Annotated in this window: 11 protein-coding genes; 4 read left to right on the plus strand and 7 right to left on the minus strand. The window is 75.0% G+C overall.

Annotated elements, in window-relative coordinates; translation table 11 throughout:
- Positions 1 to 42: 42 nt before the first annotated feature.
- The 4 genes from ACFYP4_RS31175 to ACFYP4_RS31190 all read right to left on the minus strand — a co-directional run bounded on the left by ACFYP4_RS31175 (position 43) and on the right by ACFYP4_RS31190 (position 8,439).
- Positions 43 to 4,701 (minus strand): hypothetical protein, encoded by a 4,659-nt coding sequence (locus ACFYP4_RS31175; RefSeq protein ID WP_388790004.1) that lies wholly within the window; start codon positions 4,699 to 4,701, stop codon positions 43 to 45.
- A 36-nt stretch (positions 4,702 to 4,737) separates the two neighbouring features.
- Entirely contained in the window at positions 4,738 to 5,616 is an 879-nt protein-coding gene (locus tag ACFYP4_RS31180) for a hypothetical protein (protein WP_358852632.1), read from the minus strand.
- 466 nt (positions 5,617 to 6,082) lie between these two features.
- Complete coding sequence (locus ACFYP4_RS31185) at positions 6,083 to 7,609, minus strand: hypothetical protein (RefSeq protein WP_358852633.1); 1,527 nt, start codon at positions 7,607 to 7,609, stop codon at positions 6,083 to 6,085.
- A 125-nt stretch (positions 7,610 to 7,734) separates the two neighbouring features.
- Entirely contained in the window at positions 7,735 to 8,439 is a 705-nt protein-coding gene (locus ACFYP4_RS31190; RefSeq protein ID WP_388790007.1) for a GntR family transcriptional regulator, read from the minus strand.
- Between the two features lie 269 nt (positions 8,440 to 8,708).
- On the opposite strand from ACFYP4_RS31190, the gene ACFYP4_RS31195 reads away from it, so the two are divergent.
- Genes ACFYP4_RS31195 through ACFYP4_RS31210 form a run of 4 tightly spaced genes read left to right on the plus strand, consistent with a single transcriptional unit; the run spans position 8,709 to position 12,326 of the window.
- Entirely contained in the window at positions 8,709 to 10,028 is a 1,320-nt protein-coding gene (locus ACFYP4_RS31195) for an MFS transporter (protein WP_358852635.1), read from the plus strand.
- A gap of 56 nt (positions 10,029 to 10,084) precedes the next feature.
- On the plus strand, positions 10,085 to 10,843 hold the full coding sequence (locus tag ACFYP4_RS31200; RefSeq protein ID WP_358852636.1) for a 5-oxoprolinase subunit PxpA: 759 nt from the start codon (positions 10,085 to 10,087) through the stop codon (positions 10,841 to 10,843).
- Positions 10,840 to 11,457, plus strand: coding sequence for a 5-oxoprolinase subunit PxpB (gene pxpB / locus ACFYP4_RS31205; protein WP_388790011.1), 618 nt, complete (start codon positions 10,840 to 10,842; stop codon positions 11,455 to 11,457). The genes ACFYP4_RS31200 and pxpB overlap by 4 nt, the downstream gene beginning before the upstream one ends.
- Complete coding sequence (locus tag ACFYP4_RS31210; RefSeq protein ID WP_388790014.1) at positions 11,454 to 12,326, plus strand: biotin-dependent carboxyltransferase family protein; 873 nt, start codon at positions 11,454 to 11,456, stop codon at positions 12,324 to 12,326. The genes pxpB and ACFYP4_RS31210 overlap by 4 nt, the downstream gene beginning before the upstream one ends.
- Positions 12,327 to 12,413: 87 nt before the next feature.
- On the opposite strand, the gene ACFYP4_RS31215 is transcribed toward ACFYP4_RS31210, so the two are convergent.
- The 3 genes from ACFYP4_RS31215 to ACFYP4_RS31225 all read right to left on the minus strand — a co-directional run bounded on the left by ACFYP4_RS31215 (position 12,414) and on the right by ACFYP4_RS31225 (position 16,348).
- Positions 12,414 to 13,670 (minus strand): glycosyltransferase, encoded by a 1,257-nt coding sequence (locus tag ACFYP4_RS31215; RefSeq protein ID WP_388790017.1) that lies wholly within the window; start codon positions 13,668 to 13,670, stop codon positions 12,414 to 12,416.
- On the minus strand, positions 13,667 to 14,791 hold the full coding sequence (locus ACFYP4_RS31220) for a glycosyltransferase family 4 protein (protein WP_388790020.1): 1,125 nt from the start codon (positions 14,789 to 14,791) through the stop codon (positions 13,667 to 13,669). Before ACFYP4_RS31220 ends, ACFYP4_RS31215 begins: the two co-directional genes overlap by 4 nt.
- A gap of 138 nt (positions 14,792 to 14,929) precedes the next feature.
- The gene (locus tag ACFYP4_RS31225; protein WP_358852641.1) at positions 14,930 to 16,348 is read right to left on the minus strand and encodes a HEAT repeat domain-containing protein; all 1,419 of its coding nucleotides are present in this window, start codon (positions 16,346 to 16,348) and stop codon (positions 14,930 to 14,932) included.
- Positions 16,349 to 16,576 lie beyond the last annotated feature (228 nt).

Here is a 16,576-nt window from a genome sequence, read left to right on the forward strand (position 1 = left end):
CGAGGCTCCCGGACCGGCCCGCGGCGAAGCCGGCGCCGGACACTACGACGCGCTGGGCGCCGGACGCCTGTACATGCGAGTCGCGGTGATCTCGCTGTGCCCCGGCTCCCCGGCGGCGGCCTCCCGCGGCAGTCCCGGCCGCAGGTGCTCCTCCACGCTGATGTACTTCAGCCCCGCGCGCAGGTCGGCGTCGTTGCGCAGCCGGATGACGAGCGGGAACTCGGCGAGCGCGGTCGTGTCGAACAGGCCGGTGGTGTACAGCAGTTGCACGCCCAGCGCGTCGGACACGGCGCGCTGGAGCTCCAGCAGATACGTCGCGTTGGCACGCCCGATGGGGTTGTCGAGGAAGAGCGTGCCGGCGTGCCGGTGCTTGTCGCGGCCCCGGTCGTTGCTGCGCAGCGCCGCCATCGTGCAGTACAGGGCAATGGCGGCGGTGAGCAGCTGACCACCGGAGAAGACGTCGCCCATCTGTCCGACGGGGACGCGCTCGGCACGCAGCACGGCGTCCGGCTTGAGGATCTCGACGGCGACGCCCTTCGGCTGGAGGGCGGCGCTGACGCCCCGCAGCAGCAGGGACATGCCGTCGCGGCGCATGTCCGAGTTCTTCTTGACGGCGGCGCGGGTGGCCTCGTCGACGACCTCGCCGAGCCGCTCGGTGAGCGTGGCCTGGTCGGGCTCCTCGAAGCGGATCCGCAGGAACTCCTGCCCGGACCACTCGCCGAGCCCTTCGGGCAGCCGGGAGAGCCGCTGCGCGGACCGCAGCGTGGCCAGCGAGGACTCCACGAGTCCCCGCAGCCGGTCGACGATCGAGTCCCGGTTCCGCTCCAGCTGTGCCAACTCGTCGGTGAGCACCCGCAGTCGGGGGGCGAACGCGTCCGCCCACTTCTGCGCGTGCTCGGGCAGCGCGGCGGCGGGCAGCTCGCGGATCTGCTGCCGGGCCGGGGTGCGCACCTGCTCGTAGCGCGTGGAATTGGCGTGCCGTACGAGAATGTCGCTCGCCTCGCGCACGGCGGCCTCGGCCGCGGACAGGTCGGCGCCGCAGCCGCGCAGCGAGCGGCGGGTCTCGGTGGCTGCGTGCCGGGCCTCCTCCAGCGTGCCGGGGTACGGCTCGGTCTCCTCCTGCTCCTCCTCGGAGGTCTCGCGCAGCAGGTCCCGGAGCAGGGCCGCCGTCTCCTCGAAGCCGCCGGCGGCGTCCTCCGCCGCGCGGTGCGCGTCGAGCAGCTCGGCGTGAGTCTCGCGCGCCCGGCTCACCGCCTCGGTGCGCGCGGCGAGTTCACCGGTCGCGGTGCGCAGCAGCGCCTGGGCGTGCTCGGCGTCCCGGGGGGTCAGCTCCTCGGGCAGTGCGGTGTGGGCCTCGCCCTCCTGGGGGGCGTGCCGCTCGGTCTCGCCGCGCAGCCGGCCGAGCTGTTCGCTCGCGGTCGACATCCGGGTCTCCAGGAGCTGGACGAGCTCCTCGGCGCGGGCCGCGGCGGCCTGCCGGGACGGGCCGTCGGAGCCGTCCGGCGACTCCAGGAGCTGTGCGGCGCGGGTCCGCACCTTGTTGCTGAGCCGTTCGAACTCGGCGATCGCCGCGCTCTCGTCGCTCTCGGCGCGTGCCTGCTCGGCGCGCAGATCGGCGCCGACACCGACCTTCTCGTAGAGCTGGGAGGCGGCCCGGTAGGCCTCCCGGAGGGCGGGCAGGGAGGACTTGGGCGTGCTGTCGCCGGCTCCGGGCGCCCTGTCGTCCTCGTCCTTGTCCTTCACGTCGTCGGGTACGCCCGCGATCTCGGCGCGCTCGGCGCGCAGCGCCCGGGCCGTGCGGCGGGCGTCGTCGGCGGCGCGCTGGGCGGCGCGGCGGTCCTCGTCGGCGGCGCGTGCGCGCTCCAGGCAGACCTGGGCGCGGGTCTGCGACTCCGCCGCCTCGTCGGCGAGTTCACGGAGTTTGACCTGCCAGCCGGCGCGCTCGCGCAGCCGGAAGGCGAGCCCCGCGAGGGCGTCGGCGGCACGGCGGGCCCGCTGGGCGGTCTCCTGCCGCTCGTCCCGGACGAGGGCCGCCTCGGCGGCCTCTTCGTCGGCCTCGGCGCGGACGGCGCGCGCCTCGGTGAGTTCGGCCTCCGTCTCCTCGGCGAACGCGCGTGCGTCACGGGCCGCGGCGGCGAGCTCGACGAGCCGCCCCGCCGGGCACCCGGCGCGCCAGGACGCCAGCCGGGCGGCCAGTTCCCGGTCCTTGCCGAGCCGGGCCGCGAGCGTGCGGATCTCCTCGTCCCGGCGGGTCGCGCGGCCGCGCAGTGCCTGCCGCTCCTCGTCGGCGGCGTGCTCGTCGTGCATGGCCGGGTTCGGCGGTACGAGGAAGACGTCTCCGCTGTCGTCTCCCGGGGCCGGGGTGGGGGCGAGCAGCGCGGCGGCGGTGCCCACGGCGACGGCGGAGCGCGGCAGCAGCGCGGCCTCGCCGAGCGCCTGACGGGCCCGGGCGTGGGTGTCGGGATCGGTGATGATCACACCGTCGACCAGCTCGGGGCGGGCGGTCAGCACGCGCGCGTGGTCGGCGGGGTCGACGGCCTGCGCGAGGTAGCGCCAGCCGGGCAGCGCCGGGATGCCGTGCTCGCCGAGGAACTCGACGGTGGCCAGCACGTCCGGGCCGGGCGGCAGCAGGCCGCCGTCGCCGAGCGCGCCGAGGATGCGCGCGTCGTCGGCGGCGGCCGTCCGCAGTTCGAAGAGCTGGCGCTCCGCGGAGGCGACGCCCTCGTCGAGCAGTTCCCGCAGTTCGTCGGCGTACCGGTCCAGTTGTTCAGGGGTGAGCGGGGTTCCGCCCGCGGGGCCCGCTTCGCCGGCGCTCTCGTCGCGCCGGGGCTGCGGAACGCCCGTCCGTGCGGGAGCGCCCGGCAGGCCGAGCAGTTCCGTGAGCCGTTCCTCGCCCGCCAGCGCCTGTGCCGTGCGCCGCTCCGCGTCGTGGGCGCGCTCCGCCGCCGTGGCCGCGTCCGCCGCGCGCGCCGCCGTCAGCTCGGCGCGGGACTCGGCGGAGGCCGCCTCCCGGGCATGCTCCGCGGCACGGCGCGCGGCGTCCCGGGCGGTGTCCCAGGCCGCCACGGCGGACTTCTCGGCGTCGCTGGCGGCCAGCGCGGCCCGCGCCGGATCGGCGTCCGGGGCGCTGTCGTCCAGCCAGCCCGCGCGCACCGCCTCGGCGGTCTCCTGCTCGACCTCGGCCAGCCGCTGGCGCAGGTGCCCGACCTCGCTGCGGGCGCGCTGGGCCTCGGTCGCGGCGGCCGTCGCGTCGCGGTGCGCGGCCTCGCCGACCTCCTGGAGGGCGGCGGACCGCTCCTCCTCCTCGTTGGCAAGCGCCTCGGCTCCTTCGGCGGCGCCGTGCAGAGCGCGTACGAGGTCGACGGCGGCCTTCGCCCGGGCGGCGAGCGCCGGCGCCGCGTCCCGCTCGGCCTCCCGGATCGCCGCGGCGACGCGGGCGGAGCGGTCGGCGGCGGAGCGGTGCCGCAGGACGAGTTCGGCGGCCTGCCAGGCGGCGTGCAGCGTCCGTGCGTCGGCCAGTTCCCGCTTCTGGGCGGCGGCGGACCTCTCGGCTCCGGCGAGCGCCAACGAGGCGTGCCGGTAGGCCAGTTCGGCGGAGATCAGCGCACTGTGGGAGCGGGCGTCCTCGGCTTCGGTGACCGTGTGCGCGGCGGCCGTGACCCCCCGGGCGAGGTCGCCCACGCGGTGCCGCTCCCGGACCGACCGGGCGGACAGGCGCCGGGCCAGGGTCCGGGTGCGCCGCTCGGCCGCCGTGTGGATGTCCCGTGCCCGGCCGCGGGCCTCGGCCGCGTCGACGATCCGTGTGAGGAGGTCCACCGACCCCGCCGTGAAGTCCCGTTCGGCGATCAGTTCGGCGCGCCGCCCCAGCTTGTTGCCGAAGCCGCTGACCAGGTCGGCAAGCCCGTCCGTGTCCCGGGTGTCGGTGACGGCACGCAGCAGCAGGTCGGTGAAGTCGGAGTCCTTCTTGACCGCGAAGAGACCGGCGGCCTCGCCCTCGTCGGCGTTCATCTCGCGCTGGTAGCGGAAGAGTTCGGGGTCGAGTCCCAGGTCGCCGAGGTGCTCGATCCAGCGGTCGTGGATCTCCTCCCAGTGCACTTCGAGGTGCGGGTAGGCCTTGCCGGCCTCGGTGATCGCGTCCCGGAAGCCCTTCATGGTGCGCCGCCGCCCCTGCGCACCGGAGACGCCCTCGACGGACGGGCGGACGGCGGTGGCCTCGGCGACGGGCAGGTTGTCCAGGCTCAGCCCGGGGCCGGGGCGGAAGGAGTACCAGGCCTCGGCGAACTTGCGCGGGTCGTTGGAGACCTGCCGGCCCCGCCACTCGCTCACCTTGCCGACGACGACGCACTCCCCGGTCAGCGTGTGCTGCCACTCCAGCGCGACGTGCCCGCAGTCGTCCGCGAGCAGGAACTTGCGCAGGACGCCGGAGCTGGCGCCGCCCAGCGTGTTCCGGTGGCCCGGCAGCATCACCGAGAAGATCAGCTTGAGCAGGACCGACTTCCCGCCGCCGTTCTCCAGGAAGAGCACGCCCGCGGGTGCGGGGCGGCGCGGCGGGCCGACCGGCTCCTCCTGGAAGAACTCCGCCTGGGTGGGCGCGGGGTCGGGCACGGGCTCGCCCACGCCCCTCAGGTCCAGGACGGTGTCGGCGTAGCGCGCACCGGCGGGCCCGATGGAGTAGAGGCGGACCCGGGACAGCTCGTACATGGCGGCGGACTCTCGTGATCGTGTGGGGGGGAGCGGTCAGGAATGGAACGGCAGTCCGGCGTCTGCGACGAGTTCCAGGTCGTCGGTGTCCTCGGCGGGCAGCAGGGTCGCCGTGCCGTCGGTCACGGGGACCACGCCCAGCTCGAGGAGTTCGGCCATGGCTGCGCTGCCCGCCATGTCACGGACCTGGAGCTGGTAGCGGGCGGTGGTCCGGTACGTCCCTCCGGAGTCGTCGCCGGTGCGCTGGAGGAAGCCGGAGTCGGTGAGGAACGCGACGGCCTTGCCGACGATGCCCGTGGTGGAACCGGCCAGTCTGCGCGCGTCCTTGGTGGCGCCGGCCGCGCTGCGCCGCGCCCAGATCCGCCAGGCGGCTTCGAGTCCCGGCGCGTCGGTCGCCGGGTCGGTGTTCTGCCCCTGCTCGTCGGCCCGCTCCTCCAGGCGGCGGCAGGCCTGCCGGACGAAGGCGTCGACGCCGTTGACCGTGACGCGTCCGATGTAGCCGTCGTCGGCGAGGTCCTCGGGGCGCGGGAACGCCATGGCGGCGACGGCGAGATGTGCGAGGCCGTGCAGGAACCGGTCGCCGGAGTCCGCGGACGTCCGGCGCGCGTAGTCGCCCATGCGGACGGCGAACACCGAGTCCTCGGCGGCGGTCACGGCCATGCCCGCGCGCGGGGACACCTCCAGGACGATCAGCCCCAGCCCCGTCGCCACGGCGTCGGCGAGCCGGGCGAACGGCGGGTCCTCGCGGTAGCGGCGCAGCAGTTCCGCGTATTCCTGGTCACGGGCGGGCTGCAGCTTCGGCTGGAGCCCGAAGGCGACGAGGCGCGCCGCGTCGGCGGCGTCGGCGGGGGTGACGGCGGCGCTCGCCGGAGTGGCGGCGGCCTCCGGTTCACTCCACTCGACGTGCTCGGTCACGGCTCAGGCTCCTTGATTCGGCGTTACGGGGGTGACGGCGCCCCGGCGAGGGGCGCGCGGTACGGCATCGGACGGACTCGGACACGGACCCGGCACACGGGCCGACAGACCGCGTTCACGGGGCCCCCGGGTCATGACCACTGCCACGGTGGACAGGCCCTGGCGGGGGTGGAACCCCGGTGAGGGACGGGCGGTGCGCCGTCGGGCGGCCACGTCACACGGGCGCGTGCCACCGTGACGGGGTCCCGGCCGGACCGGTCTCCCCCACAGCCCGGCCCGGACTCACGGTGGAAGGCAGCGGACGGGCCGTCGGACAGGCGGGCGGGGCGACCGCGGACGGACGGCACGCGACCGGCCGACGTGCGCGCCACCGCCGTACGAACGGCCGATGTGCAGCCCACCGGCGCGCGGACGCCCGACATGCAGCCCACCGGCGGGCGGACGGCCGCCGGTTCGGGCATGGCGTTCACGCCGCCTCCGTACGGCCGGCCGCCATCCCGGCGGCGTCCAGCAGGGCCGTCCCGACGATGAGGTCCGCGCCACCGAACTCGGGATCGTCCAGCTCGGTCCCGTCGTCCACCGCGAACAGCAGCTTCTCCTCGCCCTGCCGGTAGGCGGTGCCGACCGGCGGGCTGGCCGCGTGCACGGCCAGCAGGGCGACCAGATACGGCAGTTCGGGGTCCTTGTCGCGGGCCTCGGCGAGCAGCCCGGACAGCCGTCGGGGTGCGTCGGCGGGGAGTTCGAGCAGTTGCATGGCGGCGGTCAGCTGCTCCTCGCTGAAGCGGCTGTCGTCCGGAGTGGCGATCAGGTCGGGTTCGGGCATCTCGGCGCCGAGGTGCTCGCGCTCCACGGGCGGCGTCAGCAGTATGTCGACGAGGTCCCCGACCCGCACCGAGACGGGCGTGCGCAGCCCCGTCCCGTGCGCGAAGAAGGCGTCCGTCACGCGCGTCGCCTGCTCCACGGGCAGCGGCAGAACCGGGGCGACCAGGTGACCGTAGAGGTCGATTCCCGCGGTGGTCATCGGGGTGGCGAAGGCCTGCCTGTCCTGCTCGGCGCGGAACAGCGGCCCCGCCTCCAGCAGCCGGGACTGCAACTGCGTGTGCCGCCGGATGCAGTCCTTGACGATGTCCACGAGTTCCGCGGCGCGCCGCTTCTGCTCGGGGTCCTCGGACTCGTCGCGGGCCTTGCGGATGTTGGTGAGGATCGCGTTCTCGTGGCGGTAGCGGTCGGCGACGTGGTCCAGGGCCTCCGCGATCATGTCGGGGACGGCCTGGAGCCAGTCGACCGCGCGCACGTTGCGCCGGGTCGCGTCGAGGGCCCTGCGCAGCGTCTCCGAGTACTGCACGGTGCGGTACCGGGCCTGCTCGGCGGCCAGCTGGGCGTCGGCGAGCCTGCCCCGGCTGATCAGCACCTCCAGCTTGACCTCGGCGGCGATCTGCGCGCTGGTGACGTCCGTGTCGAGGGCACCGACGAGGACGTTGACCGCCTCGTCCGTCGTACGGAGGTAGACACTTCCCCCGTAGCCGGGCACCTCCTCGATCAGCTTGAAGTCGTAGTCACGCCGGACGTACGAACCGTCGGACGCGAACGTGCCGTACACGGCCCGGAAGCCGCGGTCGACACTGCCGACGTTGATCAGGTTCTCCAGGACCCAGCGGGCCACGCGCTCGTGCTCGGCGACGGGCCGCTGCGGGGCCTGCGCCGCGATGCGGGGGACGAGGCGGGCCACTATCTGGTCGTGGTCGGCGCCCGTGTCGAAGTCCATGTTCAGCGTGATGAGATCGATGGCGGCGAGGGCCACTTCCGCCATCCCGTACACCGAGTACTCGCCCGCGAGGTTGGCCTTGCGTGCGTCGAGGTCGTGCAGCGGCGCGGTGCAGGCGAGCGCGCGCAGCCGCCGCGCCAGGCCCTCGTCGGCGGCCGGACCCGGTGCGGGGCGCGGCCCCGCGCTGAGCTGGGGCGGAACACGGTCCGTCGATGCAGGCGAAGTCACGGTGCACAGACTAGGTCCTCGGTCTGACAACGGTCGAAACGGCGCAGAAGCGCCCACGCGGCCGGACGGCCGAACCCGCCCCGTCGGGGCCCGCGGCCCTCTCCGGGACCTGGACCGCCGCCCGCTCAGCCGACGCCCCCGCCCCCGTCAGACACCCGGCGCCCGTACACCTCGACCAACCCCGCGAGGGAGTCGTCGAGGTAGTCGGCGAGCAGCTTCTCCGCCTCCTCGCGCCGGCCCGCGCGGAGGGTCTGGAGGATCTCGCCGTTGCGGGCCAGATAGGGCTCGTGGAGCCGGCGCGGGTCGTCCACGACGTGGAAGGCGAGCCGCAGTTCGGCGAAGACACTGCGCATGACCTCGTCCGTGCGGGCGCTCCCGGCGAGCGCCACGAGTTCCCGGTGGAAGTGGATGTTGGCCGTGGAGACGCTCTTCCAGTCACCTTCGCCCGCCGCCCGCCGCCCCTCCGCGACGGCTGCCGCGAGTCCCTCCACGGCGTACGGAGGCTCACCGAGGCTCCTGACGACGGCGCACTCGACGAGGCCGCGGGTGCGGTAGATGTCCGTCACGTCGTCGACGGTCAGCACCCGCACGAAGACACCGCGGTTGAGCTCGTGCACGAGCAGCCGTTCGTGGGTGAGCAGCCGGAACGCCTCGCGCAGGGTGTTTCGGGAGACGCCGAGCGCGCCGCCGATGCTGTCCTCGGACAGCCGCGTCCCGGGCGGGAAGAAGCCGTCGGCGATGCGGCTCCTGAGGATGTCCGAGACCCGCTCGGCGGTGCTGGTACGCCCCAGCAGGGCGCGGTCGTCGGCCAGTCCGGTCAGCTCTGCCATGCCCGGAATTGAATCGTAGATACGAGGACGGAACAACGCGGGTATTGAAGGATCGTTCAACGATCCTCTACGTTGACCGGACGACGCCGACCGCATCAGCCCGACGCTTCGGCGCGGCACGGCGCGGCACGGCACGGCACGGCACGGCACGGCACGGCACGGAGCTTCGGCATGGCACGGAACCACTACGGAACAGCACGGAACGGCGCAACACGGCACGGAACGGCTCAGCCCCTCAAGCACCCTTCGTCCCGCACTGCGAGGTGCCCATGAGCACGACTCCTCCCCCGCACGCCCTGAAGCCCGACCCCGGGGCCGCCGCGAGTGAACTCCCTTCCGGCGACGGCCCGTTCGGCTGGCTGCACGCGCTCGGACCACGCGGCCGCCGCGCCTTCGCCGGCGCGTTCGGCGGCTATGCCCTGGACTCGTACGACTACTTCACGCTGCCGTTGAGCATGGTGGCGCTGGCCGCCCACTTCGGCCTGGACAGCGGCCGGACCGGGCTGTTCACCACGGTCACGCTGGTCGTCTCGGCGGTCGGCGGCGCGGTCGCCGGTGTGGTCGCCGACCGGATCGGCCGCGTCAAGGCACTGATGATCACCGTGATCACGTACGCGGTCTTCACGGTGGCCTGCGGCTTCGCACCCAACTACGAGACCCTGCTGGTGTTCCGGGCGTTGCAGGGCCTCGGTTTCGGCGGGGAGTGGGCGGTCGGCGCGATCCTCGTCGCCGAGTACGCGGGCTCCCGGCACCGCGGGCGCACCCTCGGCGCGGTCCAGAGTTCCTGGGCGGTGGGCTGGGGGCTGGCCGTCGTCGTCTACACGCTGGTCTTCCAGTTCGTCGGCGACGACCTCGCGTGGCGGGTGATGTTCTGGACGGGCGCGCTGCCCGCGCTGCTCGTCGTGTGGGTGCGCCGCCGGGTGCAGGACGCCCCGGAGGCCGCCGCCGAACGGAGGAGGAACCCACAGAAGGGCTCCTTCGCGGCCATCTTCCGGCCCGGGACCGCCGACGGCCCCGGCCTGCTGCGCACGACCGTCTTCGCGGGGCTGCTCTCCACCGGCGTCCAGGGCGGCTACTACACGCTGGCCACCTGGGTGCCCACCTACCTGAAGACCGAACGCGGTCTGTCCGTCGTCGGTACGGGCGGCTACCTCACGCTGCTGATCTCCGGAGCCTTCCTCGGCTACCTCACCGGCGGCCATCTGACGGACCGGCTGGGCCGCAAGCGCAACATCCTGCTCTTCGCGGTCCTGTCCGCCCTCGGCATCCTCGTCTACGCGAACATCCCCCGCGGCGCCGACACCCTTCTGCTGGTGCTCGGTTTCCCGCTCGGCTTCTGCATGTCGGCGATCTTCAGCGGCTTCGGCTCGTTCCTCAGCGAGCTGTACCCGACGGCGGTCCGGGGCACCGGGCAGGGCTTCACCTACAACACGGGCCGCGCGGTGGGTGCCGTCTTTCCCACCCTGGTCGGCTTCCTGGCCGGAAGCTGGGGCGTCGGCGGTGCGCTGGTCTTCGGCGCGATCGGCTACGGCCTGGCGGCGCTGGCACTCCTCGGACTTCCCGAGACCCGCGGGAGGGAACTCCGGTGAACCCGCACCGCTCGGAAAGCGGTACCGCGTAGCCTGAACAGGAGAACGGAAGAGCCATGACCCTGATCGATCTGAACGCCGACCTCGGCGAGGGCTTCGGCCGCTGGCGGCTGACCGACGACGAGCAGCTGCTGTCCGTCGTCACCAGCGCCAATGTGGCCTGCGGCTTCCACGCCGGGGACCCGATCACCATGCGGCGGGTGTGCGAACTCGCGGCCGGTCGCGGCGTGCGGATCGGCGCGCAGGTCTCCTACCGGGACCTGGCGGGGTTCGGGCGGCGCGCGATGGACGTTCCGTCCGACGAACTCGCGGCCGAAGTGGCGTATCAGATCGGCGCCCTGGAAGTCTTCGCCCGGGCGGCCGGCACGCGCGTGTCGTACGTGAAACCGCACGGGGCGCTCTACAACCGCGTGGTGCACGACGAGGAGCAGGCGGGCGCGGTCGTCGCCGGCGTCCTGCTCGCGGACCCCGCCCTCCCCGTCCTCGGCCTGCCGTCCTCCCGCCTGCTCGATCTGGCGCGGAAGGCGGGGCTGCCCGCCGTCACCGAGGCGTTCGCCGACCGCGCGTACACGTCGGAGGGCACCCTGGTCCCCCGTACCGAGGACGGCGCCGTGATCACGGACCGGGACGCGGTCGTCGCACGGTCGGTGGAGCTGGCCCGCTCCGGTGCGGTCGTGTCCCGTTCCGGGGAGCGGATCGCGGTCCGGGCCCGCTCCCTGTGCCTGCACGGCGACACCCCGGGCGCGGTGGACCTCGCCCGCCGGGTCCGCGCCCGCCTGGAGGCGTCCGGTGTCCGTGTGGAGGCGTTCACGTGAGGGCGCTCGCGGTGGGCGGCCACGCCCTGCTCGTCGAGGTCTCCTCGGGCGAGGCGGTCCAGGCCCTGCACGCCGAACTGCTGCGCCGCCGCGCGGACGGTGATCTGAGCGCGGAGGAGATCGTGCCCGCGGCTCGCACGGTCCTCCTGGACGGCGTGCCGGACCCCGTCCGGCTCGCGGAGCGGCTCGCCGCCTGGAAGATCCCGCCGCTGCCCGCCCGCACGGAGCAGGCCGTGGAGATCCCCGTACGGTACGACGGTCCCGACCTGGCCGAGGTCGCGGCCCGGTGGGGGGTGCCGCCCCGGGAGGTCGCGGAGATCCACGCGGCCACCGAGTTCCGCGTCGCCTTCTGCGGATTCGCGCCCGGCTTCGGCTATCTCACGGGGCTCCCCTCCCGGTACGACGTCCCCCGGCGCGCGACCCCGCGGACGGCGGTCCCCGCGGGATCCGTGGGCCTCGCGGGTCACTACACGGGCGTGTACCCGCGCTCGTCGCCCGGGGGCTGGCAGCTGATCGGCACCACGGACGCGGTCCTGTGGGACCACCGCAGGGAGCCGGCGGCGCTGTTGGCCCCGGGCACACGCGTCCGCTTCGTACCCGCGGGGCGCTCATGACGGACCGCGCCCTCGCCGTCGTCCGCGCCGGCGCCCTGACCACGGTGCAGGACCGGGGGCGCCCCGGCCACGCCCATCTCGGCGTACCGCGCTCCGGAGCGCTCGACGCGCCTGCCGCCGCCCTGGTGAACCGGCTCGTCGGGAACCCGCCCGGCGCGGCCGTCCTGGAGACCACGCTCGACGGCTGTGCCGTGCGGCCGCGCTGCGCGGTCACCGTGGCGGTGGGCGGCGCGCCCTGTCCGGTCACGGTGGACGGCCGGCCGGTCCCCTGGGGCGCGCCCGTCAGGGTCCCCGGCGGGGCGCTGCTGGCCATCGGCTCCGCGCGCGCGGGCGTCCGCGCCTACCTGGCCGTGTCCGGCGGAGTGGCCGTCGAGCCGGTGCTCGGCAGCCGGTCCACCGACCTGCTCTCGGGACTCGGCCCTCCTCCCCTCACGGACGGCACGGTGCTTCCGCTCGGGCCCGTCAGCGGTCTCCCCGCGCGCGTGGACGTCGTCCCCCAGCCGGCGCCGCCCCGCGAACTGGTGCTGCGCGTGACGCCGGGGCCGCGCGACGACTGGTTCGCCGCGGCGGCCCTGCGCACGCTCACGGCGGGGTCCTACCGGGTGTCCTCCGCGAGCAACCGCATCGGACTGCGTACGGAGGGACCCGCCCTGGAGCGGGCCGTGTCCGGGGAACTGCCCAGCGAGGGCATGGTCCTCGGCGCGGTCCAGGTCCCGCCGGACGGCAGGCCGGTGGTGTTCCTCGCGGACCACCCGACCACCGGCGGCTACCCGGTGATCGCGGTCGTCCACCCGCCCGACCTCCCCGCGGCAGCCCAGGCCACGCCCGGAACACCAGTCCGATTCCTGACGAGCCGCCACCACCCCTGACGCGCCGAAACCCCGGCCGATACCACCGGCAACCGTCGAACGGGCGCACCCGGCACGATCACCGTCGAACGCGCGCACCCGGCACGATCACCGGTGGACGGGCGCACCCGGCTCCGTTCCGGTCGCCGTCACAGCCGGTCCCGCCGCCGGGGCGCCCGCGCCGTCCTCCACCGAGCCGAGCACCCGGGGCGCCGCGTCGTGCGCGGCGAGAAACGCCTCCACCGCGGCGCCCCATCCGAAGCACTCGGCACGCGCGCGTGCGCCGTTCCTCCGCTCGGCCTCGGGCCGCGCGAGGAGCGAGTCCACCGCGTCCGCGAAGGACTCCCCGTCGTCCGCGGCGGTCGCACCGGCGGACCCGACGACCTCGGGGAGCGCGGACGACGCGCTGGCCACCACGGGCGTACCACAGGCCAGCGCCTCCAGGGCGGCGGGCCCGAAGGTCTCCGCGGGCCCCGGCGCGAGACACACGTCGGCGGACGCCTGGAGCGCGCCTAGAGCCGCCCGGTCGGCGACGTGTCCGAGAAACGTCACGGGCAGCCCCCGCTCCCTGGCCCGCAGTGCGAGCCGACCGCGCAGGGGTCCGTCCCCGGCCACGACGAGCACCGTCTGCCGTCCGCGCCGCAGCAGCGCCTCCAGGGTGTCGAGCGCGGTGCCGGGCCGCTTCTCGACCGAGAGCCGCGAGCACATCACCAGCAGAATCTGCCCCGCACGCGCGTGCCGTGCCCGCACCCCCGGATCCCGCAGCGCGGGGTGCCGCCCGGCCAGGTCGACGCCCAGGGGAGCCCGTACGACGTTGCGGGCGCCGATCCGCACGAACTCCCGCTCGGCGAACTCCGTGGTGCACACCACGCGCGCGTAGGTGTGTGCCGTACGGGTGTTGAGGGAGTCGGCGGTACGCCGGGCCAGCCCCTCGGGCAGCCCCCAGGTCCGCAGCATGCCGTCGGCGCTCTCGTGGGAGACCATCACGGCCGGCACCCGGGCCCGCCGCGCCCACACCCCGGTCCAGCGCAGCGTGGTCCGGTCGGAGACCTCCAGCCGGTCGGGCGCGAGCGACTCCAGCAGGGCGGCCACCCGCCGCCGGTCCGTGAGCACCCGGTAGCCGCCGGTGCCGGGCAGCAGCGGCCCGGGAAGGGTGATCACCCGGCCCTGGCCGGTCTCCCGGTCGGTGGCGCGCTCGCCGGGGACGATCAGAACGGGCTCGTGCCCGGCCGCCCGGTACCCGGCGCCCAGCTCCCGCAGCGCGGTCCGCAGACCGCCCGAGGCGGGGGTGACGAAGTTCGCCAGCCGTACGATCCGCAAGCCGGTCCGCCCGCCCGTACGGCCCGTGACGGTGCGCGCGGTCATGCCGCCACCGCCGTCCGTGCCGCGAGCACGTCCGCGTAGTGCCCGATCAGCTCGTCGCCGACGGCGGCCCAGGTGCGGCCCTCCACGGCGGCCCGCCCGGTGCTCCCGTAGGCCGTGCGCAGCGCGGGGTCGGCGGCGAGCGACCACACCGCGTCCCGCACCGCGGCCGGGTCGCGCGGCGGGACGAGGAGGCCCGTGCGTCCGTGCTCCACCAGGTCGAGCGGCCCGCCCGCCGCGGGCGCGACGACCGGTACTCCGCTCGCCATCGCCTCCTGCACGGTCTGGCAGAACGTCTCGAAGGGCCCGGTGTGCACGAAGAGGTCCAGCGAGGCGAAGATCCGGGCGAGGTCGTCGCCGGTGCGGCGGCCGAGGAAGACGGCGCCGGGGAGCGCCTCGTCGAGCGCCGGCCGGCTCGGCCCGTCACCCACGACCACGACCCGCACGCCCGCGATCCCGCAGACCCCGGCCAGCAGTTCGACCTGCTTCTCCGGGGCGAGGCGGCCGACGTATCCGACGATCAGCTCGCCGTCGGGCGCCAGCTCCCGGCGGAGTGCCTCGTCGCGCCGCCCGGGGTGGAAGCGGTCCGTGTCGACTCCGCGCGGCCACAGCCGCACCCGGGGCACCCCGTGCGTCCGCAGGTCGTGCAGGGCCGCGGTGGAGGGGGCCAGCGTGCGGTGGGCGGCCGCGTGGACGGAGCGGATGCGCCGCCAGGCGGCGGCCTCCCCGGCCCCCATGTACGTACGGGCGTAGCCGGCGAGGTCGGTCTGATAGACGGCCACGGCGGGGACGCCGAGCCGGGTGGCGGCGGCCATGCCGCGCACGCCCAGCACGAAGGGGCCCGCCAGGTGGACGAGGTCGGCACGGTGTTCGGTGATCGCCGCGGCGACGCGTCGGCTGGGGAGGGCGACCCGGACCTGGGCGTAGCCGGGCAGCGGCAGGGAGGGGACCCGGACGACGGGGCACGGCGCGAGCGCGTCGGGCCCGCTCCCGGCCGCGGTGGCCGGGGCTACGACGAGGGGGGTGTGCCCGCGGTCGGCGAGATGCCGGGCGGTCTGCAGGGCGCAGTGGGCCACGCCGTTGACGTCGGGGGAAAAGGATTCGGTCACGATGACGACACGCACACCGGTGTTGTCGTCGCGCCGGACGTGGTCACGTCAACGTCGATCTTTCCTGGCGAGAAACGTCCCGTGAGCGTTGCGCTGCGCACCCGGGCGGTCGGCCGACGGCCACGAACGCCCGGCCGCCGGGTCATCCGGTGTTCACACGGCGGGCATGTCGGGCCCGATCCGACTGCGTACGGCCGTCTGCACCTCGGCCTCCTCGGCCGGGTCCGCGGCGAGCCGGCGCAACTGGTCGACGACCCGGGTGTCGCCGGTCTCGGCGTGCCGTGCGGCGACCTCGCGGGTGGATTCCTCGCAGTCCCAGAGGCATTCGACGGCGAAGCCGGCGGGGAAGGAGGGGTCGGTGGCGGCCAGGGCGCGGGCGGCCCGTCCGCGCAGCTGGGAGGAGGCGGTCTCGCGGTAGACGTGGCGCAGGACGGGGCCGGCGGAGGCGATGCCGAGGCGTCCGGCGCCGTCGACGAGCGTCCACAGGGTCGGTGCGTCGGGCCCCTCACCCCGTACCGCTTCCCGCAGCGCCCCGAGGACCAGGTCGCTGTCCTGTGCGCCGCCCCGGCAGGCGAGCATCCGTCCGGCGGCGGCTCCCAGGGCGTCGGGGCGGTGCGCCCAACTTCGTGCCCGGTCGACGGCGGCGGCACTGCGCATCCGCTCGAAGGCGTCCACGGCGGCGTCCACGACGAGTGCCGTGCCGGCGGCCGCGGCACCTTCGATCAGATCGAGGGCGCCGGGATCATCGCTGTCGGCGAGGTAGCGCAGGGCGGTGCAGCGGGCGCCGTCGCCGCCGGTGCGGGCGGCCTCGACGATCCCGGGACGGTCCTCCGGTCCCGCGACGGCGGACAGGCAGCGGGCGGCGGGCACGTGAAGCGCGGCTCCGCGTTCGAGGCCCTCCTGGGCCCAGTGGAAGACGGCCTGCACGCTCCAGCCGGGCCGTGGCCCGGCCGGTCGCATCTGGCGTTGCCAGCGGTCGAAGGAGCCCTGTTCCTGAGCGGCACGCACGCGTGCGCCGATCGAGGCGCGCGGATCCTCGGCCCACAGCCGCCAGGGCCGGGGCTCGAAGGCGTCGCGCACATGCGCGGCGAGTTCGGCCTCGCCGGCCGCGTCGGCGGGGAAACGGGCCAGTACGGGGGCGGCGAGGCCGCGCAGGCCCGAGTCGTCGTCGCGCAGGGCCAGCTCGTCGAGGGCCCAGGCCCAGTTGGCGCCTACGGCCGCGTACCTGCGGAGCAGCTCCAGCGCGTCGCGCCTGCCGTACGAGGCGAGGTGGCCGAGGACCGCGAGGGCGAGCCCCGTGCGTGACTCGCAGGGGTCGAGGACGTCCTCGGTGTCGAAGAGGTGCCGCTCGATCGTGTCGAGCTCACCGCTCAGGTCGAGGTAGAGCCGGGCGTAGTAGAGGGAGCGGTTTTCCACCTGCCAGTCGTGGCGGGGGTCGCGCAGCACACAGTGGTCGAGCGCCGCGAGCGCTTCGGCGCGCGGTGCGGTGAGCGCGTGCAGCGTGCCGTCGCCGCGGCCCCTCTGGAGCAGGCCGAGCAGCGTACCGCTGGGCGCTATGACCGGATCGAACATGGGAAACAGCCTCACATCAAGCGTCGACGCAACCGGGGATCGTGCTTTACCTGGCCGCGTGACAACACGTCGGGGCGCCCGCCGTTTCGTGCTTGCTGTAGACCATCTTCCTCTGCCTCTCGTCGGTGGCCCGTGCGGGCCGCGTCACGGCCCGCGCGGTGCGGCAACACCTGCCCGGCCATCGCGTCCGTGAATCACGACGTCATGATGACCCAGCGGTTCTTCCTG

It is taken from the genome of Streptomyces sp. NPDC005551 (assembly GCF_042871785.1).
Lineage (GTDB): Bacteria > Actinomycetota > Actinomycetes > Streptomycetales > Streptomycetaceae > Streptomyces.